This is a genomic window from Sphingomonas ginsengisoli An et al. 2013, from assembly GCF_009363895.1.
Taxonomy (GTDB): Bacteria; Pseudomonadota; Alphaproteobacteria; order Sphingomonadales; family Sphingomonadaceae; genus Sphingomicrobium; species Sphingomicrobium ginsengisoli.
In genome coordinates this window covers 838,679-861,250 of record NZ_CP045434.1, presented here as the reverse complement: position 1 = coordinate 861,250, position 22,572 = coordinate 838,679, and the positions used below count along the sequence as shown (strand labels likewise).

Genomic DNA, 22,572 nt, shown 5'->3' with positions numbered 1-22,572 from the left:
CGCGGGCACGCGGTTTAGCCACCGCACACGATGCATGCTTCCCTCCTCGGCCTTGCCGCCGCTCTCGCCGCCCAGACCGCTCCACAAGCCCCGGCGATGCCGCCGCCGACGCTGACGCTCGAACGGGTCTTCGCCAGCCCGTCGCTCAACGGCACGGTGCCGCGGCTGCCCAAGCTGTCACCCGACGGCAAGCTCGTCACCCTGCTGCGCAACCGACCCGACGATCTCGAGCGCTACGACCTGTGGGCGATCGATCCGGCGACGGGCGCGGCGCGGATGCTGGTCGACAGCACCAAGTTCGGCTCGGGTGCCGCGCTGACCGAAGAGGAGCGGATGCAGCGCGAGCGGGCGCGGATCGGCAGCCTCAAGGGCATCGTCGCTTATGACTGGGCGCCCGACGGCAAGTCGCTGATCGTGCCCCTCGACGGTGACGTCTATCTCGCCGGGCTCGACGGCAACGTCCGCCGGCTGACCAGCACCAAGCAGCCCGAACTCGATTCCACGGTCAGCGAGAAAGGACGCTACGTCAGCTTCGTGCGCGATAAGGCGCTGCACGTGCTCGACCTGACGAGCGGTACCGACAAGCAGGTCACGCCGAACGGTAGCGACACACTGAGCTGGGGGCTGGCCGAGTTCATCGCCGGCGAGGAGTTGGCTCGTTTCCGCGGACACTGGTGGTCACCGACCGAAGGCCGCATCGCGGTGGCGCGGGTCGACGAGAGCCCGGTCGAGCTAACCACCCGCACTGCGATCGGGGCGGAGAAGACCACCACGGTGCAGCAGCGTTATCCGCGCGCCGGGACGGCCAATGCGATTGTCGACCTCTATCTCGTCGATCCCGACGGCAGCGGATTGGTGAAGGCCGACCTCGGCAGCAATCCCGATGTCTATCTCGCCCGGGTCGACTGGTTGCCCGACGGCAGCGGCCTGATCGTCCAGCGAGAAAGCCGCGACCAGAAGACGCTCGACTACCTTCGCGTCGACGCGCGTTCCGGCGCGTCGACCAAGCTTTTCAGCGACACTTCCGACATCTGGGTCAACCTCAGCGATGATTTGAAGCCACTGAAATCGGGTGGCTTTCTGTTCAGCTCCGAACGCTCGGGCTTCCGCCACCTCTATCGCTGGCAAAATGGCAAGGTGACGCAACTCACCCGCGGTCCGTGGGTGGTCGACGGCGTGGCGGGCGTCGATGAGCAGGCGCACCGCGTCTACTTCACCGCCAACCGCGAGCGCAGCTACGAGAAGCAGCTCTATGCGCTCGCCTACACCCGCAGCAGCGGTCAGCCGGTGCAGCTCACCCGAACGGGGAGCAGTAATTCGGTCAAGATGAACAAGACCGGCAAGCTTGCGCTGATCACCACCAGCGCGCCCGGGCAGCCGCCGCAGGTGTGGCTGGCGGACGGTGCAGGCAAGCGGCTCGCCTGGGCCGAAGAGAATAGGGTCGCGGGCGCGCACCCTTACGCGCCCTATATCGCCGGTGACGCCAGACCCGAATTCGGCCGGTTGCCGGCGGCGGATGGCACGACCATGCTCGACTATCGTATCCTTCGCCCGGCGATTGCGGCGGGCCAGAAGGCGCCGGTGTTCTTCCGGGTCTATGGCGGCCCACAGGCGCAGGACGTCCAGCAGGGCTGGGTCAGCCCGCTCGACCAGTGGCTGGTCCGCCAGGGCTTCATCGTTTTCGCGGTCGGCAACCGTGGGCAGGAGGGCCGGGGCACCGCCTTCCAGAAACCGGCCTATCACAAGCTCGGCGGGGTCGACGTTGCCGACCAGCTCGCCGGGCTTGCCTGGCTCAAGCGCCAGCCGGGGGTCGATCCGAACCGGGTGGTCGTCCACGGCTGGTCCTACGGCGGTTACATGACCTTGAAGCTGCTCGAGGCCGCGCCGCACGCCTTTGCCGCGGGGATCGCGGGCGCGCCGGTGACGCGGTGGGATCTCTACGACACCCATTATAGCGAGCATTACATGGGTGATCCGCGGACCGGCCGGGCCGACTATGACCAGGCCGACGCGCTGCACGATGCGACCAAGATCGCCGACCCGCTCTTGCTGGTCCACGGCCTGAGCGACGACAACGTCCTGTTCGCCAACTCCACCGCCTTCATGGCCAAGATGGAGGAGGCGCGGGTGCCGTTCGAGATGGCGGTCTATCCGGGCAAGACCCACAGCTTCGGCGGGCCCAACATCCAGACCGACCTGTGGCAGCGCATGATGGACTTCCTCGCCCGCCGCGACATCATCGCGCCGCGCTCAGCCGGAAGATAGCGCTCCGCCCTTGTCCGCGGGCGAAGCGTATGCATATCGCGGAGCAAGGGGCGGTCGCGCCCGCTCAGCGGAGAAGTTTCATGGGGTATCGGGTCGCCGTCGTCGGCGCGACGGGCAGCGTCGGGCGCGAAATGCTGCAGATCCTGTCCGAGCGGCAGTTCCCGCTCGACGAGGTGGCGGCGCTCGCTTCCTCGCGCAGCCAAGGCGACATCATCGATTTCGGCGATACGGGCGAGACGCTCAAGGTCAACAACCTCGAGCATTTCGACTTCGAAGGCTGGGACATGGCGCTGTTCGCCGCGGGCGGTGAGGTCAGCAAGGTCCACGCGCCACGCGCCGCCGCGGCCGGCTGCACCGTCATCGACAACAGCAGCTACTTCCGGATGGACCCCGACGTGCCGCTGATCGTGCCCGAGGTGAACCCCCAGGCGATCGCGGGCTATCACGCGAAGAACATCATCGCTAACCCCAATTGCTCGACGGCGCAGATGGTGGTGGCCCTGAAGCCGCTCCACGACGCGGCGCGGATCAAGCGGGTGGTCGTGGCGACCTACCAGTCGGTGTCGGGCACCGGCAAGGCGGGGATGGACGAGCTGTTCAACCAGTCGCGCAACATCTTCGTCGGCGATAGCGCCGAGCCGCACGTCTATCCCAAGCAGATCGCCTTCAACGTCATTCCCCACGCCGGCGATTTCCTCGACGATGGCTCGACCACCGAGGAATGGAAGCTGGTGGTCGAGACCAAGAAAATCCTCGACCCGCGCATCAAGGTTAGCGCGACCTGTGTCCGCGTGCCGGTGTTCGTGGGTCATTCGGAAGCGATCAACATCGAGTTTGAGGACGAGATCTCAGCCGCCCAGGCGCAGGAAATCCTGCGCGAGGCGCCCGGCATCATGCTCGTCGATAAGCGCGAGCCGGGCGGCTACGTCACCCCGGTCGAGTGCGTCGGCGACTACGCGACCTTCGTCAGCCGGGTCCGCGAGGACCCGACGATCGAGAACGGGCTCAGCCTGTGGGTCGTCAGCGACAACCTCCGCAAGGGCGCGGCGCTGAACGCGGTGCAGATCGCCGAACTGCTCGGCCGCAAGCATTTGCAGAAGGCTTGACGCGGTGGCGCTGGAGGGAGGCTGCCGCTGCGGCGCCGTCCGTTACACGCTGGCGGTTGATGAATTGCCGCCCGCTTATGCCTGCCACTGCCACCAATGCCAGCGCTGGTCGGGGAGCGCGTTCAGCCTGAACATGCTGGTTCCTGAAAGCGTCCTGACGCTCGATGGGCCTGTCATCACCTTCGAAAAGGTCACCGCCGACAGCGCAGGCGAGCGAACCTCGACCCAGCGCTTCTGCGAGACTTGTCATACGCGCTTGTTCAACACCAACACGCGCCGCCCGGGGATCGCAGTAGTCCGCGCAGGCACGCTCGACCGGTCGGAAGAGCTGCGCTGCGTCGGTCACATCTTCACCGCCAATCGGCAGCGCTGGCTGGCCGTGCCCGAGGATGTCCCGAGCTGGCCGGAAGCGCCGCCGATGGCGGAGTTCATGGCGCTCTTCCAGCCGCCCGCTTAGAAGGGGAATAGCGCGTCGTAGAGCTGCTGGCCCCAGCGCGCCTGCTGCGCGCTGGTGAGCTGGCCGCGGCCGCCGTAGAGCACGCGCGCCTCGGCGATCTGCGTATGCTTGATGCTGTTGTCGCGGGCGATGTCCTGCGGGCGCACGAGGCCGGTGATGACCAGCTCGCGAAGCTCGTTGTCGACCCGCATTTCCTGCCGGCCGCGGATCATCAGATTGCCGTTGGGCAGCACGTCGGTGACCACCGCGGCGAGCGTCAGGTTGATCGTCTCCGAGCGCGCGATGCTGCCGCTGCCCTGGCTACCCGACTTGCTGTTGCCGGTGACCGAGGCGCTGCTGTTCTTTCCCGGCAGGATCTTGTCGATCAGTTTGTCGACGCCGAGCAGCCCGGCGATCCCGGCGGTCTCGCTGCCGGTGCGGTTGCGGGTGGTGGTGTTGTCCATCGCCGCCTTATCGGCGACCTGGACCTTGATGGTCAGGATGTCGCCGCGGGCATAGGCGCGGTTGTCGCGGAACAGGCCCGCCGCGCCGGGGCGGAACAGCGAAGCGCTCTGGACCGGGACGGCGGTCTCGACCGGGGCCGGGGCCGGCGTGGGGGCGACCGGCACACGGTCGCTGCGGCCGCTCGACGCGAGGCTGCCTTCGATCGCCGGGGCCGGGACCTCGGTCGGCTTGGAGAAGCGCGGCGGCCGGCCAACGTTGCCGACGGCGTCCGCCACCGCGCAGCCACCTAGCGCCGCGCAGCCGGCCAGCAGAAGAATATGACGCATCATCACTCACCCCCCAGGCGCACCGCGCCGCTGCCTTCGACCATTCCATCGAGCGTCCGGTTGGTCGGCGTCGCCACCACCCGGACCAGATCACCCTTGCGCCCGTCGCCGAGCGCGCGGCCCTGCGCGCGGATGAGCAGCGAACCCGAACGGATCACCAGCGTCACCGGCTCACCGCGCTTGACCAGCCGCGGCTCGGCGACGTCGCTTGCCTTGACGACACTCCCCGCCGCGAGGTGGCGCAGCGCTTCCTTGCCGAGCACCTGGCCCGGCCCGGCAATCGGACCGACCGGGGTCGGCCGCTCGTCGAGCACGAAGTCGCTCGCCGACAGGAGGTCGCCGCGCTCGACGTCGTGCGCCAGCACAGGCAACGGGGTGCCAAGCAGCGTGAGGAGGAGCCCCAACATCAGCGCATCTGGCTCGAAGTGGCGAGCATCTCGTCGACGGTCTTCACCACCCGGCTGTTCATTTCGTACGACCCGACCAAGGCGCAGTTCACCACCTTCATGAATTGGCAGATCCGCGGCGAGCTGCAGTCGCTCCGCTTCGCCTGATGACCGACCAGCGACCGAGCGCCTAGAAGGTCGAGGCGATCACCATCTCGCTGCACCAGGTTGAGGTCGGCCCAGAGCGCGAGGAGAAGTCGCTCGAATCGACGCTGGTCGACGAGGAGAGCTGGACGCTGACCGAGAGCGACGCGTCCGACTACCTTGCCCGTGCCGCGACCGAAGTGCTGATCGAGGAATTCGTCAAGAAGGGCCTGGCGCCGCGATTGAGCAGCTCCGCCGCCAGCAGCCCAAGCGCCAGCTCGCCAAGCTGCGCGCCGCCAGCGGGATGGCGCTCAAGCGATCTGCTCGGGATCGACCCGGCCGAGGTCGAGAAGATCGAGCAGAAGTTTGCCCGCGACCGCGAAATCCTGCTGACCCGCGTGTTCGGTGATGGCGAGGCGACCGAGGAACTTGCCGATCCGGGCATCAGCAAGGAGCGCATCCGCCAGATCGGCAAGCGCGCTGCCAAGGGGATGGCCGAACTGGCCGAGACCCAGTCGCGGTTCACGGTGATGGCCGAGTATCATGCCAAGCCAAGCCGTCTCGCCGCCTGAGCGATCGGCCGGTACACATTAAGAGGACCGCGGCAGCGATGCCGCGGCCCTTTTTCTAGGTTCGCCAAACTACGTGCGGAATCCGCGCCAATCGTCGACGGGCAGGGTCAGCGCGAAAATCCGTCAGTGGGCTTGCGCGGGCGCGGCCTCGGGGCGGATGAAGATGCGGTAGACTTCGGGATGCTCGGCCTGGATCTGCGTCTCGAGCCGTTCGATCAGTTGCTCGACCTCGGGCACCCGCAGCCCGTCCTCGATGTCGATGCCGATGGTCGCAATCACCTGCTCGGGCGACAATTGCGAGGTGGTCACCGAGATCACCCGGGTGACGCAGCTTTCGGCAGTGGCGATGCGCTTGATCGCCTTGGCCAGCTCGGGCGCGGCGCGCTCGCCGATTAGCAGCGCCTTGCTTTCGCGCGCCAGCACCACCGCGACCACCGCCAGCAGCACCCCGATCAGGATCGAGCCGGTGCCGTCGATCCACGGCGCCTCGAAATACAGCGACAGCGCGGTCGCCGCCGCGGCGATGACGATGCCGATCAGCGCCGCACTGTCCTCGAACAGCACCATGAAGCTGGTCGGGTCCTTGCTCGACTTGAAGTCCGCCCACACCCCGCGTCCGGCGCGGGTGGCGTCGAAGCTCTTCCACCCGAACCACCAGCTGACGCCTTCGAACAGGAAGGAGAGGCCGAACACGGTGAAATTGATCCACGCCTGCTCGATCTGCTCGGGATGGAGGATGTGGATGACGCCCTCGTAGAGCGACACGCCGGCGCCGAGCGCGAAGATCAGTAGCGCCACCACGAACGACCAGAAATAGAGCTCGCGGCCGTAGCCGTAGGGGTGGATCTCGTCGGGCGGCTTTTGCGAACGGTGCTGGCCGTAGAGCAGGAGCACCTCGTTGCCGGTGTCGACCAGCGAGTGCACGGCTTCGCTGAGCATCGCCGAGCTGCCGCTGATCGCTGCGGCAATGCCCTTGGTCACGGCGATGCACAGGTTGCCGATCAGCGCGGCGATGATGGCGGTACGCGATTCTGGTTGAGCCATGTGCGGGCCTAACCGGTCAGACGGTCGATCGTTGCAGCCAGAGGGCTGTGGCTCAGACGCCGGGGTCCGCCGGGGCGGCGGTCGAGTCCCGCTCGACCAGCGCGGCGGCGATCACCAGCGGCGCCGACGGCCGATCCGAGCGATGCTGGTCGGCGACGATCAGCTCGACCGCCTTGGCAGCGATTTCGGCGATCGGCTGGTCGATCGCGGTCAGCGGCGGCTGGACGAAACGCACCACCGGCGTGTTGTCGAAGCTGATCAACGACAATTGCGCCGGGATCGACAGGCCGCGCTCCTGGGCGACGGCGAGGGTGGCGAGCGCCATCTGGTCGTTGCTGGCGATGATCGCGGTCGGCGGATGGGCGAGGTCGAGGAGCTGCGTTGCGGCCTGCTCGCCCGAGGCGTAGCTGAAATCGCCCTCGGCGAGCAGCGCGTCGTCGGCTCCGCCGACGGCCTCCATCGCCCGGCGCCAGCCTTCGACCCGGCGCGCGCTCAACGAATATTCGGGGGAGCCGGCGATAAAGCCGATGCGGCGGTGGCCGAGGTCGAGCAAGTGGCGGGTGGCGAGTGCGGCCGCGCCTTCCTCGTCCATCAGCAGCGCAAGCCCGGTGTCGGTGTCGGTCGAGCCGATCCGCGCGAAGCTGATCCTCTGCTCGTCGAGCAGGTGGGTGATGAGCGGATTGTCGCTGTGCGGCGGGGTTAGGATGACGCCGTCGGGCTGCAACGCGGCGATGGTTGAACGCAATTCACGCTCGACATGATCGTTGTGGGTATCGACCAGTTCCAGCAGCAGCCGATAGCCCGCGCCGGCCGCGGCGGTCATCCCGCCGAGCAGCATCTGGTCGACCCAGTCGCGGCCCTCGCGGCTGCGCCAATCGGCGATGGTGCGGTCGCGGTCGTTGAGTGCGAGGATAAGGTAGGAGCGCGACCCGCTCAGCCGCTGCGCGGCGATCGATGGGACGTAGTGCAGGCGATCGATCGCCTCCTGCACGCGCTGCTTCATTTCGGGGCGGACGCCGGCCTCATTATTGATGACCCGGCTGACGGTCTGCAGCGACACGCCCGCGTCGGCCGCCACATGCTTGATCGTTACTGCCTGCCGTCGCCGCCCCATTGCCCGCTTCCTGCCTCAACCTTGCGCGCGTTGCCAGACGCGCACCCAATCGACCTGCATCGTGCGCGGGAAGCCGGCCTTGCTCACACCCTTGCGGTTGCGGCCCTCGGGCAGGTGACCGCCGATCGCGAGGTTGAGGATCAGGTGGAACGGCTGGTCGAACGGCGCGTGGGCATCGGCCGAGGCAGGGGTCGACCACTCGCCGATCCGGCGGTGCGCATAGGGCCGGCCGTCGACGAACCAGTCGATCGCCTCGGGCGTCCAGTCGACGCGGTAGGTGTGAAAGCCGTCGATCGCGCCGGGCATTTGCGTGTCGGTCGAGAGATATTTGTTGTTGGGCGCGCGGGGGCCGAAGTGGATCGTGCCGAGCACATGGTTCTCGCGCCCGCCGACGCACGCCGCGCAAGGCTCGCCGAGGTTGACCGCTTCCATGATGTCGATCTCGCCCGACAGTGGCCACGGCCCGTAACGCCATTGCTCGGGCAGCATCCAGATCGCGGGCCAGCTCCCTTGCCCGAGCGGTAGGCGGGCCCGGACCTCGATCCGGCCGTAGCGCCAGGCGGCCTTGCCGCGAGTCACCAGCCGCGCCGAGGTATATTCCTTGGTTGCCTGTGGCTGCGGACCCTCGTCCGACTGGCCGGCCATGGTCGCGCGCCCGCTCGACCGCTCGCGCCGCGCGGTGATCGTCAGCAGCCCGTTGCCGACCGCGGCATTGGCCGGCCGCGCGGTGTAGCACTGGCGTTCCTCGTTGCCGCCGCCTGCGCAATCGACATCGAAGTCCCATTTGCTGCGGTCGATGCGGTCGCCGTCGAACTCGTCCGACCACACCAGCCGATAGCCGTCGGCGTTAGTAACGGCAGGCGCCGCGGCGGCGAGCAGTAGCGCTACGATCATGCGGCGTTCGAGCGTGCGGCGGGCTGTGCGGCGCCGCAGTAGCGCGCGACATAGTCGGCGTGGGCGGGCAGGCTGGCGACCGTCCGCGCGACCGTGCCGCGGATGTTTTCGAACAGGCGCCGCAGCTCATCGTCGGACAGTTTGGTCGCGAGCGGGTGCCAGCTCTTCGGAACGATGCCCTGGCCGAGCATGACCTGCACCCAGCTGTTCTCAGCGAACAATTCCTCATTCTTGCGAAAGACGCGCCCGGTCTCGCGGAACAGCTCGATCTTCTGCTCGAGCGAGTCGGGGATCGGCATGTCGGCGCAGCGTCGCCAGAAGGCGCTGTCGCGGCGGTCGGTGGCTTTGTAGTGGAGGATTAGGAAGTCGCGGATCTGCAGCATGTCGGTCATCTGCTGATCGTTGAACTCGGCGACGTCGCGCGCGCTGATCGCGTCCATCGGCAGCATTCGCAGGAAGCGCAGAACGGCGCGCTGGATGAGGTGGATGCTGGTCGATTCGAGCGGCTCCATGAAGCCGCCGGACAGGCCGATCGCGACGCAGTTGCGGTGCCACTGCTTCTGGCGGGCGCCGGCCTTGAAGCGGATCCGGTTGGGCTCGGTCAGCCGCTCGCCGTTCAGTGCCGCGTAGAAGCGCTCGAGCGCGGCATCATGGTCGAGATAGTCGCTGCAATAGACGATGCCGTTACCGGTGCGGTGCTGGAGCGGGATGCGCCACTGCCAGCCGGCGTCGTGCGCGGTGGCGCGGGTGAAGGGGACCGCCGGCTCGACCGAGCGGGTCTGCGCGGCGATTGCCGAATCGCACGGCAGGTGATGGGTCCAATCGTCGAACCCGACTCCGAGCGCGCCGCCCATCAGCATTGCGCGGAAGCCGGTGCAGTCGAGGAACAGGTCGCCCTCGAGGCGGGTGCCGTCCTCGAGCTCGAGCGCGGCGATGTCGCCGCTTTCGCCGTCGAGCGCGACCATGGCGATCTTGCCCTCGACCCGGCGGCAGCCGTCGCGCTCGGCCATCGCGCGCAGGAAGCGCGCGTAAAGCCCGCTGTCGAGCTGGTAGGCGTAATTCATCTTGTCGTTGGGAAGGTGCGCGAACTTGCCGGCGTGCGCGGCCACCAGCTCGAGGCAGCAGCTGTCATAATCGCCGGCCATGCCGCGCCCCTGCGCTTCGAGCCAGAAGTGCTGGAAGCCCGCCGACCAATGGTCGGTGCCGGTGGCGCCGAACGAATGGAAATAGCCTTCGCCGGGCACGCGCCAATTGTCGAACTGGATGCCAAGCTTGAAGGTCGCCTGGGTTGCCCGCATGAATTCAGCTTCGTCGATGCCGAGCAGGCGGTTGTAGGCGACCAGCGGGGGGATGGTGCTTTCGCCGACCCCGATGGTGCCGATGTCGTCGGACTCGACCAGCGTCAGCTCGACCGCATCGCCGAGCGTGCGGGCGATCGCCGCCGCCGCCATCCACCCGGCGGTGCCGCCGCCGGCAATCACGATCCGCTTCATCGGCCAGCCGCGGCTGCTCATCGGGACAGGCTCCTCAGGATGTTGGCGCGCAGGCTGCCCGCGGTCTCGGGAGTCAGCGGGTCAAGCACGCCGCGCGCGCCGGCGGGAATGTGGGCGGTGAGACCTTCGTCATTGTCGAACACATAATGGTCGAACAATGCGCGCCAGTGGGCCTTTGCCGCCGGCGGCAGGTCGCGGATCGCGAGCATCGCATGGTGCAGCGCGTCCTGCGGCATTCCGAGATAGGGACGCGTCTCGCGCCACCAGTAATTGACCAGCACGTTGAACGGATCGAGCGCCTCGACATGGTGCCACCACAGCGAGGGGATGAACAAGGCGTCGCCGGGTCCGAGCTCGGCGACCTGCGCGGTGGCGAGCGCCTCGCGGAAGCGGGGGAAGGCCGCGAAGTCGGGACGCTTCAGGTCGACCATGCTGACCGTCCGACCGGCCGGAGTATGGTCGATCGGCCCGAGGTAAAGGTTGGCGAACTGCTCGGGCGGGAAAAGGGTGAAGCGGCGATGGCCGACCGCGCAGACCGCCAGATTGTCGGGCACGTCATTGTGCGCGGCGATCCGCGTCGGCGTGCCGATCCAGATGCTGGCGAGCGGGCGGCGCTCGCCCAGGTCGATCCGATTGGCCTCGTCGAGCCCGTCGAAATAGGACTGCATATCGATCGAGGCGAGGTAGATGGCGGGGCCGTCGGCCTGTCCCTCGGTGGCGTCGATCGCGCCGAACACTTCGGGCAGGCTGCCCTTCAGGGTGCGAAAATTCATCGCCATCGCATCGTCGTAGAACAATCGCTCGCCAGCGCCGGCGGCGCCGAGCGAGAAGGTGAAGGCGCGTTCGCGACGATGCTGGAGAAGATACTCACGCGCCGCTCCGCCAGAGCGTTGCCCGGCCCTGACCAGCGGCCAGTCTGCGGCGAGCCCGCGGACGACGAACGGGGTGTCCGCCCCGCGCAGCCGCGCGTCGAGCGCTGCCGCGTCGCCGATCGCTTCCTCGTCGACAGCCGGCAACGCTTCGAGCGCGAGCGCTTCCGCCTCAGCCATGACCGAGCCGGCGGTTCTTGCGTGCGATCAGGCCGGGCAGGTTGGACAGCGAGGCCAGCGCCATGAAGATCGGCATCAGGTGGCCGCCGCTGTGCAAGTCGCCGAGCGCCGCCGCGTCGAGCGCGCGCAACTTTTCCTCGTCGATGAGGTGATAGCCGACCATTCGCTGGGTCGACCCGTCGCTCAAATCAACGTCGAGCGAGAAAGGCTCGAGCAGATCGTAGCGTGCCAGCGCGGCGAAGAAGTCGGCCGAGCGCCGATAGCCGTCGTCGAGCTGGCCGAGCTGGTCGACCACCCGCTCGAGGTAAGGCGTCGGCGACCCCTGGTCGTCGAACACCCGTGTGCCCTCGCCATCATGGGCGATGCGCGGGTGGGCGAGGTCGATATGGACCTGGCCCGGGCCGTCGCCGTCGGCGGAGCGGCCGACCAGGAACGGCTGGATGGCGAGGGCGAGCGGGCGATAGGGGGCGTCCCAGCGACCGTCCTCGAAGAACAGATTCTCGTCGCCCTCGAACCCCATCAGCGCCAGCGCCGAGACCGTCCCCCGCTCGAGGTCGCGGCGGAACAGGATCGGGAAGCTGTTCTGCAGGTTACGGAACTCGCTCGGCACCGCGAGGCAGGCCATCACCCCGTCGCCGAGCGCCGGGTCGGGCTGGGCATGGATGCGGAGGTCGCGGTGGGCGTGGGTGTCGAGGATCTGGTGCTGGCTCATGCGCAATGGGCTTCCTGGCTGGGGGACGCTGCCGTGCGCAAGGCGTCGAGATAGGTGCGGTTGGCCGGCATCGCTGCCGCGAGCGTGCGGGCGCGCTGACGGATCGCGGGGTCGAGCCGGGCCGCAGTGCCGGGGGCTAAGTCGGTTGTCCCGCCAAGCCCGTAATAGACATATTGATAGCTCGCGGCGGGAAACATCTCTTCGGCGAGCGGGAGGTCGTAGCGCGACGGCGGCTGGTCGCGCCACAGCGTTGCGAGGTCGTGAAGCCGGGGCGGGACGCTGGCGGGATCGCGGTGGGCCAGCCAGTAAGGCTCGGTCCGCTCGCTCAGCAGATAATGGAGCTTGAGGAATTCGACGATGCGCTCCCACCGCTCGCGGAATAGCGCGTCGAAGCGGCGCGCGTGGATCGGCAGCGCGGCGGCGTGCGCGGGGAAATTGTCGCACAAGGCGCTGAGCGATAGCTCGATCAGCACGATCGCCGAGGCTTCGAGCGGCTCGATGAATCCCGCCGACAGCCCGAGCGCGAGGCAATTGCCGACCCAGAAGCGCTCGCGATGTCCGGTCGGGAAGGCCAGCCGGCGCGGCGCCAGCGTGGCCAGGTCGGCGAAGGGCGCGGTGCGCGCGACATAATCGCGCAGGATCGCCTCGGCGCGCGCGTCGTCGAGAAAGCGCGAGGAATAGACGCAGCCGATCCCGCGCCGGGTCGGCAGGCCGATGTCCCACAGCCAACCGCCCTCGTGCGCGGTGCCGATCGTCTGCGACGCGATCGGCGACCCGGCGGGCACGGGGACCTGCAACGCGAGCGCGCGATCGTTGAACAGCACATCGCCGCGGTCGACCCAGCCGACCCCATGATGGCCGCCGATCAGCAGCGCGGCATGCCCGGTGCAATCAAGGAACAGGTCGCCCGCGATCCGCCCCCGCTCGCGGGTGAGGACCGCCGCGATCGCCTCGCCGGGGCCCGGCTCGACGCCTTCGACATGGTCCTCGACATGGATAACACCCAACCGCTCGGTCGCGTGGCGGCGGAGCAGCGCGGCGAGCTTGGCGGCGTCGAGGTGGTAGCCGTAGTTCGCGGCGCCGGCATAGTCCGGCATGTTGCGCTGGCGCGGGGCGAGGTCGTGCGCGCACAGTTCGGCCTGCGCGGTCACCGCGTCGGCGAAGCTCAAATCGGGTGCATCGGCCCGCCAGGAGGCCACGAGGTCGCTCGGCTCGAGCGGGGCGGGGGGTGAGAAGGGGTGGAGGTAGCGGTCTTCGGCCGCGCCGCTGCGCCAGCCGTCGAAGCGCGACCCCTGCTTGAACGAGGCGTCGCAGGCAGTCAGGAATTCGGCCTCGCCGATGCCGATGGCGGCGAGCGTCGCGCGCATCGTCGGCCAGGTGCCTTCGCCGACGCCGATGGTGGCGATGTCGGGGGATTCGATCAGCGTGACCGACTTGGCGCCTGCGCTGCCGGCGGGGAAGCGCGCGGCGATCACCGCGGCGGCGAGCCAGCCCGCGGTCCCGCCGCCGACGATCACCACGCGCTCAAGCGGCTGATTATCGGTGGGCTGATCTGGCCGCTGCATCACTCTTCAACATTACCAAGCCTGCCGGGCGAAGCGAGCGCCGCCCTGCTTGCGCAAGGGCGACTCTCGTTCACTGGCCAGGCCGGCGCAAGCCTGCGGATCAGAAGCTGAATCGCACCCCGGCGTTGTAGCGGCTGTAGCCGGGCTGGGCGAAGAACACCGCCTGGTTGGCGCGCTCATGCCCGCGGCGGTCCGCCTTGGTGATGTTGATGCCCTCGACGAAGGCGGTGATGCCCTTGCGGAACTCGTAGCTCGCACTGGCATCCACCTGTCCATAGGAGTCGACGTAGAAGGGGTCAGACCCGTAGCCGGACAGGAAGCCCTGGCGCCAGTTATAGGCGACGCGCGCCTGCAACCCGTTCTTGTCGTAGAACAGCACCGCGTTGGCGCTGTTGCTGATACCGGTGATCGCGAACTGCGGCTCGGTGTAGCGCAGCGTGTTCTGATAGCCGGTGTCGCTCTTGACGATCGTGTAGTTCAGGATCGCGCCGAAGCCGGTGTTCCAGAAGCTGTGCTGAATGTTGAATTCGAAGCCGTGCAGGTGCCCGACCTGGTCACTGTTGATCGGCGAGGTGACGGTGAAGACCAGCGCCGGATCGCCCGGCAGTCCGCGGATGCCGGGAACGGCGCCGCCGACATAAGCCGCCGGATAATTGGTCTGGATGTAGCTCAGCACCTGGGCGAACGATGCGTCGGGACCGAGCGCAGCGCGCGCTGCCAGGAAGGCGGCGCCCTGACCGGGGTTGGTCAGCCCGAAGCGCGGGCTCTGGGTCGTGGTGTCGCCGATGAAATTGCTGACGGTCTTGTGGAAATAGCCGACCGAAATGTAGCTGAGCGGATTGTAATACCACTCGGCCGACAGATCGATGTTCTTCGACTTGTAAGGCAGCAGGCCCGGATCGCCCTGCTGACCGGTGCTACCGCCGTTTGGCCGCGCCGGCGAGTTGACCGTCAGACCGCCCTGCAGGCGGCCGTAGTCGGCGCGGGTGATCGTGTGGCTGTATGAGGCGCGCAGCTTGAAGTCGCGCATCGGCGACATGTCGAAATCGACCGCCGGCAGCCAGTTGTGATACTCGCCCTTGAGCGTCGTGAACGTGCTCGAGTTCTGCGGCTGGACAACGGTGATCTCGTTGAAAGAGACGAGCGTCGTGCCGGTTGGCAGGGGCACCAGCGCCGTGCTGTTGACCTTGGTCCGCTCGTAGCGGACGCCAAGGCGCAGGTTGGCCGGATTGTTGAAGAGCTTGAACCGGTGCGTCGTTTGCAGATAGGGCGCGAGCGACTTCTCGGTGATGCGCCGGTCGGCGGTGTAGGCCGCGATGCAAGCCCCGGGGACGATCGAGGCGGCGCACACGTTGAGCTGCGATTGCAGCAGGTTGATCAGCCCGACCGTGTTGATCTGGAAATAGTTGGGGATGATCGCGCTGCTCTGCGAGCCATCCATGCCGGCGAGATTGTGTGGCAGGTTGGTCAGCGTGAACAGGTCGTCGGGGGTCTGCGCCGCTGACAGCGTGCCGCCCCACGTGTCGTTCTGAATAAAGCCGTAGGCCGAGCGAACCTTGTTCTCGGTGTAGGTCGCGCCGAAATCGATGCTCTTGATGAACGAGCTGTCGAAATCATAGCCCGCGCGGAGCGTCGCTTCGTTGATCTGGTCCTTCATGTAAGCCGTGCGGAAGGCGTTGCCAGACGGCCGGATGTTCGAGGCGGCGATCTCCGAACCCGGATACATGCTGACTGAGATGACCGGCATGTCGGTGGTGAAGTCGACCCGCTGATTCTGCACGCCAAAGATGGCGGTCCCGACCGCGATGCTGCTGCCGTACGGTGTCGTCGGCTTGCTTTCGGCGGTCGAGTGATGCGCGTCGAGCTCGAGCCGCGCGCCGCCCCAGCCCTTCCAGGCGAGGTTGCCGCCGAGTGACTTGTTGATTGAGCGGTTGGCGGCATAGGCGCCGGTGATCGCGAGGTCCTTGGCTTCGCCGGCGGTAAAGCTCTCGGCATAGAAGTTGGGGCCGGCGACCGGGCCGTCGGTCCAGCTGCTGCTGGTGTTATTGTGGTTGAACCACACGCCGATGCTGTTGGTGCGCGCGTCGACCGTGTTCTGCGAGAAGGTGTAGTCGACGGTGGCGGTCAGATTGTCGGTCGGGCGCGCCTGCAGGACGAGCTGGCCGTTGATGCGCTTGCGGTCGACATCGATGAAGTCATAGGCGGCGTTCTGCGGCACCTGATAGATGTCGGTCGCGTCGGGCCGATTCTGGATGTTCGCGTAACGCGGGTCGCCCGGCATGGCGAGCGAGCCCCAATTGTTCTCATTGCCGAGATAACCCTCGCGCCAGCCCGCCGAAAATTGCGCCTGGCTCGACCGACGGCGCTGATAGGAGCCGCTGACCAGGATGCCGATGCGGTTGTCGGCGAAGGTGTCGCTGACGATCCCCGAAATCTCGGGCGACAGCTTGCTGCCCTCGAACCGCGAGGTGTCGTAGACCGCCTTGAAGCCGACGCTGCCGCGCAGGCCCGGTCGATCGAGCGGCCGCGGGGTGCGGATGTTGATGACCGAACCGATGCCGCCAGTCGGCAGCGTCGCGCGGCCCGACTTGTAGACCTCGACCGCGGCGATGCCCTCGGAGGCGAGGTTGGCGAAGTCGAAGCTGCGCGAGGTCGGCGCGCTGGCACCGTCGCCGAGGCCCGAGGCGGGCATCTGGCGGCCATTGAGGAGGACGAGGTTGAAGTCCGGGCCGAAGCCGCGGACGGTGACCTTGGAGCCTTCACCGTTGGTGCGGTCGATCGACACGCCGGTGATGCGCTGCAGCGACTCGGCGAGGTTGGTGTCGGGGAACTTGCCGATGTCCTCGGCCGAGATCGCGTCAACGACACCCTGCGAATCGCGCTTGATGTTGCGCGAGGAGCGAAGGCTGGCACGGATGCCGGTGACGACGACGTCGGTCCCCTGAGCTTCCTGCGCGGTGGCGGGCGGGGCGGGGTTGGCGACCGTGCCATCCTGCGCCAGCGCCTGGCTCGGCAGCGTGATCGCGAGCAGCGATCCTCCGGCCATCAGCAAGGCCATGAAATGGTCGCGGCTGTTCGTCATGCACCCCTCCTGCCAAGCGAGCCGCGAACACGCAGCTTCCTCCCGCTTGATTCATGGAAGCTGAATGTGAACGTTCACTTTGTCAAGCGACGCTTGGCGCGGATGCGCTCGCTCGGCGATTGTCACTTTCCTGCCACAGCGCCGCTCGCCATTCGCGCGCTCCATGCTAGGCCGGGCGGCGCCAGCTTTCGTTCGGGGGAATCGTCATCACCGCCAGCACGTCGCCCGCGGCCCAGTTGCAGCCACGCTCGTTTCTCGCCGCTTATGCGCTGGCGTGGGCCGGCGGAGCGATTGCCTACACCCCATTCCTGACGCTGTTGCTGCCATTGCGCTTCACCCAGCTCGCGGGGGCAGGCGACGTCGGCTGGCTGGCGTTGTGCGCGACCTTCGGGGCAATCGCGGCCGGGCTGTCGAACATCCTGTGGGGCTGGGCGAGCGACCGCTGGCCCCGCGCCGCCGAGCGCCAACGCCGCCGCTGGGCGGCGGTCGGGCTGCTCGCGACGGCGGTTGGCGTGGTCGCGATCGTCCGCGCGGGCGACCCGCGCGCCCTGATCGTGGCGGTGGTCGGCTGGCAGGTCGCGCTCAACCTCCTGTTGGCGCCGCTGTCTGCCTATGCCGCCGACAGCGTCGCCGACACGCAGAAGGGGGCGCTCGGCGGCTATCTGTCGTTCGCGCCCGCGCTGGCGGCAATGTCGATCATCGGCGTGGCGTTGCTGCCCGGGGCGTTCGGCATGCAGATGGGTCTGGTGCTGCTGATCGTCGCGCTGGCGGTCGCGCCGCTGCTGCTGCGCCGCGCGGTTCCCGCCTACGGCCGGACGACTCGTGTCGAGGAAGGAGAGGCGAAGGCCCGGCTCGATGCGCGCACGCTCGGCACTTTATGGCTGGCGCGACTGTTCGTGCAGGTCGCCGAAGGGCTGCTGTTCCTCTTCATCTATTATTTCCTGCGCAGCGTGTCGGGCGGCAATCTGTCGCTGGGCGATTACGCCTGGACCAACGCGGGGGTGCAGTTGCTGGCGATCCCCGTCGCATTGACCATCGGTCGGCTGTCGGATCGCACCGCGCGCCGCAAGGCGCCTTTGCTGGCGACCCTTGCGCTGATCGCCGGCGGGCTCGCGGGGATGGCGCTGGCGCAAGGATGGACGGCGGTGATCTGCTGTTATGGCCTGTTCCTGATGGGCTCGAACGGATTCCTCGCGCTCCATTCGGCGTTCGCCATGCAGCAACTGCCCGACCCGGTCCACTTCGGCCGCGACCTCGGCTTCTTCAACCTGACCAACACCCTGCCGTCGCTGATCTCGCCGCTGCTGGCCGCAATGGTGATCGGGCAGTTCGGCTATCCCAGCCTGCTCGGGTTGCTGGCGGCGATGATGCTGGTCCCGGCGGGCTTGCTGGCCAGCCTCAGAATCCGTTGAGCGACGAACGGCGCTTGCCAGAGCGCGCTTGGCGGGCGTATCTCTGTGAACGTTCACAAGAACTGGGTGGGGGGAGTATCATGGAGCATCGCACAAGCGCAGGCCGGCGAGTCGCCTCTCCCTTGCTGGGGCTGCTGCTGGTGGGCAGCGCCGCGCTTGCCGCACCACCGCCGCGTCTTTCGCCCGTCGCGCATCCGGCGCTGTGGCCGAGCGCGCACAGCCCCGCGGCGATCAGCGAGGCCGCGACCGAGCGCCGCATCACGAAAATCATGGCCGGGATGACGCTCGAGCAGAAGGTCGGCCAGACGATCCAGGCCGACATCAGCTCGATCAACCCGCAGGACCTCGACCGCTATCCGCTCGGCTCGATCCTCGCCGGCGGCAACAGCGGCCCATTTGGCGACGAGCGCGCCACCAGCAGCCGCTGGGCCGAGGTCGTCCGCCAGTTCCGCGCCCATTCTGCGGCGGCAGGCGGCATCCCGATCCTGTTCGGGGTCGACGCGGTTCACGGCCATTCCAACCTGCCGGGCGCGACCATCTTCCCGCACAACGTCGGGCTCGGTGCGACCCATGACCCGGCGCTCGTCCAAGCGATCGGCGCGGCCACCGCCGATGAAGTCACCGCGAGCGGGATCGAGTGGACCTTCGCGCCGACCCTCGCGGTGCCACAGGATGTCCGCTGGGGACGCAGCTACGAAGGCTATTCGTCCGACCCGCAACTGGTCGCGCGCTATGCCACCGCGATGACGCTTGGGCTGCAGGGGCCGCTCGTTGCTGGGCGCGCGGTCGGGGCCAATCATGTCGCCGCGACCGCCAAGCATTTCCTCGCCGACGGAGGCACCGACCACGGCAAGGACCAAGGCAACGCCAGCCTGCCCGAGCGCACGCTGATCCGTCTCCACGCCGCCGGCTACCCCGCCGCGATTGACGCTGGCGCGCTGACCGTGATGGTCTCCTTCTCGGGCTGGAACGGCGAAAAGAACCACGGCAACAAGTCGCTCATCACCGACGTCCTCAAGGGCCGCATGGGGTTCGAAGGACTGACCGTCGGCGACTGGAACGCCCACGGCCAAGTCGAAGGCTGCACCACCACCCATTGCCCGCAATCCTACAATGCCGGGCTCGACCTGTTCATGGCGCCAGACAGCTGGAAAGGCCTCTACGAAAGCACCCTCGCCGACGTCCGCACCGGCCACATTTCGCAGGCGCGCATCGATGACGCGGTGCGGCGGATATTGCGGGTCAAGGCGAAGCTCGGGCTGCTCGACGGGCGCCAGGTGCGCGACGAGCCTGGTCGGATCGGGACAGCCGCGCACCGCGCGCTTGCCCGCCGGGCGGTCGCCGAGAGCCTCGTCCTCCTCAAGAACGAGGGCGCGCTGTTGCCGATCCGGCCGGGCTCGAAAGTGCTGATCGCGGGAGATGGCGCCGACAACATGGCCAAGCAGGCCGGCGGCTGGACCATCACTTGGCAGGGCACTGACACGACCAAGCGCGACTTCCCCGCCGGCCAGACGATCTACGACGGCCTCGCCGCGGCTGTCCGCAAGATCGGCGGCACGGCGACGCTCTCGCCCAAGGGGGAGTATAGCCAACGGCCCGAAGTCGCGATCGTGGTGTTCGGCGAGGACCCCTACGCCGAATTCCAGGGCGACGTCCCGACCTTCGCCTATCGTCCCCAGGACGGCACCGATCTCGCTCTGCTCAAGCGCCTGCGCGCGCAGGGAATCAAGGTCGTCTCGGTATTCCTCTCGGGCCGTCCGCTGTTCGTCTCGCCCGAGATCAACGCCTCGGACGCGTTCGTCGCCGCATGGCTTCCCGGGACCGAGGGCGGCGGCGTCGCCGACGTGCTGGTGGCGGGCGCCAGCGGCCGGCCGCAACGCGACTTTATCGGCCGGCTGGCCTTTCCCTGGCCGCGCGACGCGCGTGCGCCGGTGACCAATCCGCTGTTCCCGCTTGGCTACGGGCAGAGCTATGCGCGCCCGGCGCGGATCGGTCGGCTGGCCGAAGCGCCGGGCATCGACATCAGTGCCGCGCTCAACCTCGACCGCTATTTCGTCGACGGCCGCACGCTGGCGCCGTGGACGCTGTCGTTGATGGACAACGGCGGCAAGCGCCCGGTCGCCACCGGCGAGGTCGCCAGCCCGACCGGCGCCCTCCGCTCACGCTCCGTCGATCTCGCCGCGCAGGAAGATAGCCGCGCGGTGCGCTGGACCGGCGCCGGTTCGCTGCTGTTCGAAGGCCCGCGCAGCGACCTCTCGCGCGAATTACTCGAGGGCTTCGCGCTGGTGATCGACGGCCGGGTCGACCAGCCGCCCGCGGCCAAGGTCACCGTCGGCTTTGCCGGGATCGAGCGCGACGCCACGGCGCTGCTCGGCAAGCCCGGCCCGCTCAAGCTGGCGATTCCGCTGCACTGCTTCACCGATGACAAGGCCAAGCTGACCGCGGTGGAAAGCCCGGCCAGCATCACCACTGCCGGTGCCTTCGGGCTGACCATCAAGCGCGTCGCGCTAGAAGCAGTTGCCAGCCAGCGATGCCCCTAGATCAGGCGGCAGAAGGCTGCGGGGGCGGCCTCGGCGCAAACGTCGGGGCGGGTGTGGGTTGCCTTCCAGTAAGCGACGAGGCCGATTTGCTGGACGAGCGCCGGGAAACCGGGGTCGCGACGAGCGCCCGCCATGCTCGGATACCAGAAAATCGACGGGCCCGGATAATCCCAGGCCGCCAGCTTGGCGGCGACGGTGAGCGCGGCGTGGTCGGCGCCGAGCTTGCCGAGCAGCAGCGCGATCCAGTCGGTCTGCTGCTCGGCGGGTAGGGCGAGAAGCGCTTGGGCGGCGGCTGCCTTGGCCGCGGGGTCGGTGCCCGCCGCAGCCTTTTCGCCCTGCACCAGCGCCGCCCGCAGCGCCGGGGTGATCGGCAGTTTGGGATCCTGCAGCATCTTGATGTCGCCCGTGCCCACCGCTTCGGCCGCTGCGAGCCGATTGGCGAAGTGGGCGTCGGGCGCGAGCCGTAGTGCCGCCTCATAAGCCGTCCGCGCTTCGTCGGTTCTGCCGGCCTGGACGAGTGCGTCGGCGAAGTTGACCGCGGTATAGACGTAGAGGGCGAGCATATCGTCCGCCTGGCGGAGCTGGTCGACCGCCTCGCCGGTGCGACCGACCTGGGCGAGCAGCCAGCCGTACTGGTGATGCTCGCAGCCGCAATCGAGGCGGCGGGCGGCGACCGCGCGCTGGAGCAGCGTGTCGCGCGCCAACCAGTCGTTGCGCGGCACCAGCATCGACTTGATGTAGAGCGCCTCGCTGTTGGTCGGGTCGAGCGCAATCCCGCGGTCGGCGGCGGCTCGGCCCGCGGCCCGCGCGGCGTCGACCGCGCGATCGTCCGGGGCATTCATCGCGACCTTCCAATAGCCGCCCGCGACCGCCGCCCAGCCCCACGAGAAGTCGGGCACGGCGGCGACCACGCGTTGGGCCGGGACGAGCGCCTTGCGCCCTTCCTCGAGCATCGGGTCCCAGTGACCCTGGCAGAATTGCAGATAGTCCTTGATGACGTCGTCGGGCAGCGGCCTTTTGTAGGTCGAGATGCCGAATAGCCCGCAGCGCACGACGTTGCCCGCGTCGACCGCAATGTGGCGCGGAATCTCGCTCGTCTCGCTCGCATCATAGTTGAAGCTGTCGGACCACAGCGAGACCCCGGACCGCTCGTTGATTAGGCGGGTGATGACCCGCACGCTCTCTCCCTCATGCTGAAGAGTGCCCCCCAACGCATAAGCCGGGGTCTTGCCGGGAGGCGGGGAGGTGGCGGTCGAGACGCCGACCACGCCGTCGGCGTTGAAGGCGGCGGCGATTTCGGTGTCGATCGCGGCGCGCATGGTCTGGGGCAGGTCGGGCGAGAGCAATTGGAAACCGGCGAGCCGGACGACCATGCTGTGCGCGGGGGCCGACGCCGGACGAAGCCACCACCACAATCCGCCGCCGATCGCCAGCGCAAGGACGAGCAGCGCGCCGACGGCAGCGGGCCAGCGTCGCTTGGCTGCGCCTGCGATAACGGGTTTCGAAGCGGGAGCGGTGACCGGTGCGCCCGAGAGCTGCTCGATCCGCTCGGCAATCGCATCGATCGCCTTGTCGCGGCCGGCGAAGGCGTCGATCCACTGGCGGGTCGACAATTCGTAGGCGAAGGCGTCGCTCGGCTCGACCTCGGCGATCCGGACCGCGATCACCGGGACTCGGTAGCGGCTGGCGAGCGACAGCTCTTTCTTGATCTCGTCGCTGTCGTTGGCCGCGGTGGAAAAGATGAGGACCATCGCCCGCGCGCTGCGGAGCGCCTGGACGATCGCCTCCTGATAGTTGGCGCCGGGCGGGACGTCGCGTGCGGCAATCCAGCAACGCGGACCGCGCCGTTCGAGCGCAGTGCAGATCGCCAGCGCCTGCTTGCGGTCGGCCGAGGCGTAACTGAGGAACACCGGTGACGCCGCCGGCGATCGTTCAGCGATGGATTCCGCTTCGGTCACGGCGCCTCA

The 22,572-nt window shown here is 68.0% G+C and carries 18 protein-coding genes; 6 read left to right on the top strand and 12 right to left on the bottom strand.

Translation table 11 applies throughout. The features are described 5' to 3' along the window. The first annotated feature begins 30 nt into the window (after positions 1–30). The 3 genes from GCU42_RS04105 to GCU42_RS04095 all read left to right on the top strand — a co-directional run bounded on the left by GCU42_RS04105 (position 31) and on the right by GCU42_RS04095 (position 3,828). A complete protein-coding gene (locus tag GCU42_RS04105) occupies positions 31–2,265 on the top strand; it encodes a S9 family peptidase (protein WP_114228905.1) in 2,235 nt (744 codons plus the stop codon). A gap of 80 nt (positions 2,266–2,345) precedes the next feature. Further along, entirely contained in the window at positions 2,346–3,371 is a 1,026-nt protein-coding gene (locus tag GCU42_RS04100) for an aspartate-semialdehyde dehydrogenase (RefSeq protein WP_114229039.1), read from the top strand. A 4-nt stretch (positions 3,372–3,375) separates the two neighbouring features. Further along, positions 3,376–3,828 (top strand): GFA family protein, encoded by a 453-nt coding sequence (locus GCU42_RS04095; RefSeq protein WP_114228906.1) that lies wholly within the window; start codon positions 3,376–3,378, stop codon positions 3,826–3,828. On the opposite strand, the gene flgH is transcribed toward GCU42_RS04095, so the two are convergent. From flgH to GCU42_RS15590, 3 genes are read right to left on the bottom strand one after another with little or no spacing between them, the layout of a single operon-like run. Continuing rightward, entirely contained in the window at positions 3,825–4,601 is a 777-nt protein-coding gene (gene flgH / locus GCU42_RS04090) for a flagellar basal body L-ring protein FlgH (RefSeq protein WP_335341025.1), read from the bottom strand. The genes GCU42_RS04095 and flgH overlap by 4 nt on opposite strands. Then, on the bottom strand, positions 4,601–5,005 hold the full coding sequence (gene flgA / locus GCU42_RS04085; protein WP_114228907.1) for a flagellar basal body P-ring formation chaperone FlgA: 405 nt from the start codon (positions 5,003–5,005) through the stop codon (positions 4,601–4,603). Before flgA ends, flgH begins: the two co-directional genes overlap by 1 nt. Next, on the bottom strand, positions 5,005–5,052 hold the full coding sequence (locus tag GCU42_RS15590; RefSeq protein ID WP_425505006.1) for a hypothetical protein: 48 nt from the start codon (positions 5,050–5,052) through the stop codon (positions 5,005–5,007). The genes flgA and GCU42_RS15590 overlap by 1 nt, the downstream gene beginning before the upstream one ends. 276 nt (positions 5,053–5,328) lie before the next feature. On the opposite strand from GCU42_RS15590, the gene GCU42_RS04080 reads away from it, so the two are divergent. After that, on the top strand, positions 5,329–5,700 hold the full coding sequence (locus tag GCU42_RS04080; RefSeq protein ID WP_114228909.1) for a hypothetical protein: 372 nt from the start codon (positions 5,329–5,331) through the stop codon (positions 5,698–5,700). A 123-nt stretch (positions 5,701–5,823) separates the two neighbouring features. Here the strand turns inward: GCU42_RS04080 and GCU42_RS04075 are convergent, their stop codons facing one another. From GCU42_RS04075 to GCU42_RS04040, 8 genes are all read right to left on the bottom strand, one after another. After that, positions 5,824–6,744, bottom strand: coding sequence for a cation diffusion facilitator family transporter (locus GCU42_RS04075; protein ID WP_114228910.1), 921 nt, complete (start codon positions 6,742–6,744; stop codon positions 5,824–5,826). 52 nt (positions 6,745–6,796) lie between these two features. Continuing rightward, positions 6,797–7,858 (bottom strand): LacI family DNA-binding transcriptional regulator, encoded by a 1,062-nt coding sequence (locus tag GCU42_RS04070; protein WP_114228911.1) that lies wholly within the window; start codon positions 7,856–7,858, stop codon positions 6,797–6,799. A 15-nt stretch (positions 7,859–7,873) separates the two neighbouring features. Continuing rightward, entirely contained in the window at positions 7,874–8,752 is an 879-nt protein-coding gene (locus GCU42_RS04065; RefSeq protein ID WP_114228912.1) for a glycoside hydrolase family 16 protein, read from the bottom strand. After that, positions 8,749–10,266: a tryptophan halogenase family protein gene (locus GCU42_RS04060; protein ID WP_114228913.1), complete on the bottom strand. Its 1,518-nt coding sequence runs from the start codon at positions 10,264–10,266 to the stop codon at positions 8,749–8,751. The genes GCU42_RS04065 and GCU42_RS04060 overlap by 4 nt, the downstream gene beginning before the upstream one ends. Beyond that, on the bottom strand, positions 10,263–11,294 hold the full coding sequence (locus tag GCU42_RS04055; RefSeq protein ID WP_114228914.1) for a cupin-like domain-containing protein: 1,032 nt from the start codon (positions 11,292–11,294) through the stop codon (positions 10,263–10,265). The genes GCU42_RS04060 and GCU42_RS04055 overlap by 4 nt, the downstream gene beginning before the upstream one ends. Beyond that, positions 11,287–12,006: a SapC family protein gene (locus tag GCU42_RS04050; RefSeq protein ID WP_114228915.1), complete on the bottom strand. Its 720-nt coding sequence runs from the start codon at positions 12,004–12,006 to the stop codon at positions 11,287–11,289. Before GCU42_RS04050 ends, GCU42_RS04055 begins: the two co-directional genes overlap by 8 nt. Further along, the gene (locus GCU42_RS04045) at positions 12,003–13,571 is read right to left on the bottom strand and encodes a tryptophan halogenase family protein (protein WP_114228916.1); all 1,569 of its coding nucleotides are present in this window, start codon (positions 13,569–13,571) and stop codon (positions 12,003–12,005) included. Before GCU42_RS04045 ends, GCU42_RS04050 begins: the two co-directional genes overlap by 4 nt. Positions 13,572–13,671: 100 nt before the next feature. Further along, positions 13,672–16,653: a TonB-dependent receptor gene (locus GCU42_RS04040; protein WP_240309563.1), complete on the bottom strand. Its 2,982-nt coding sequence runs from the start codon at positions 16,651–16,653 to the stop codon at positions 13,672–13,674. A gap of 236 nt (positions 16,654–16,889) precedes the next feature. On the opposite strand from GCU42_RS04040, the gene GCU42_RS04035 reads away from it, so the two are divergent. After that, the gene (locus GCU42_RS04035; RefSeq protein WP_162789343.1) at positions 16,890–18,065 is read left to right on the top strand and encodes an MFS transporter; all 1,176 of its coding nucleotides are present in this window, start codon (positions 16,890–16,892) and stop codon (positions 18,063–18,065) included. A gap of 80 nt (positions 18,066–18,145) precedes the next feature. Next, positions 18,146–20,605, top strand: coding sequence for a glycoside hydrolase family 3 protein (locus tag GCU42_RS04030; RefSeq protein WP_114228918.1), 2,460 nt, complete (start codon positions 18,146–18,148; stop codon positions 20,603–20,605). On the opposite strand, the gene GCU42_RS04025 is transcribed toward GCU42_RS04030, so the two are convergent. Continuing rightward, entirely contained in the window at positions 20,602–22,563 is a 1,962-nt protein-coding gene (locus GCU42_RS04025) for a TIR domain-containing protein (protein ID WP_114228919.1), read from the bottom strand. The genes GCU42_RS04030 and GCU42_RS04025 overlap by 4 nt on opposite strands. Between the last annotated feature and the right edge of the window lie 9 nt (positions 22,564–22,572).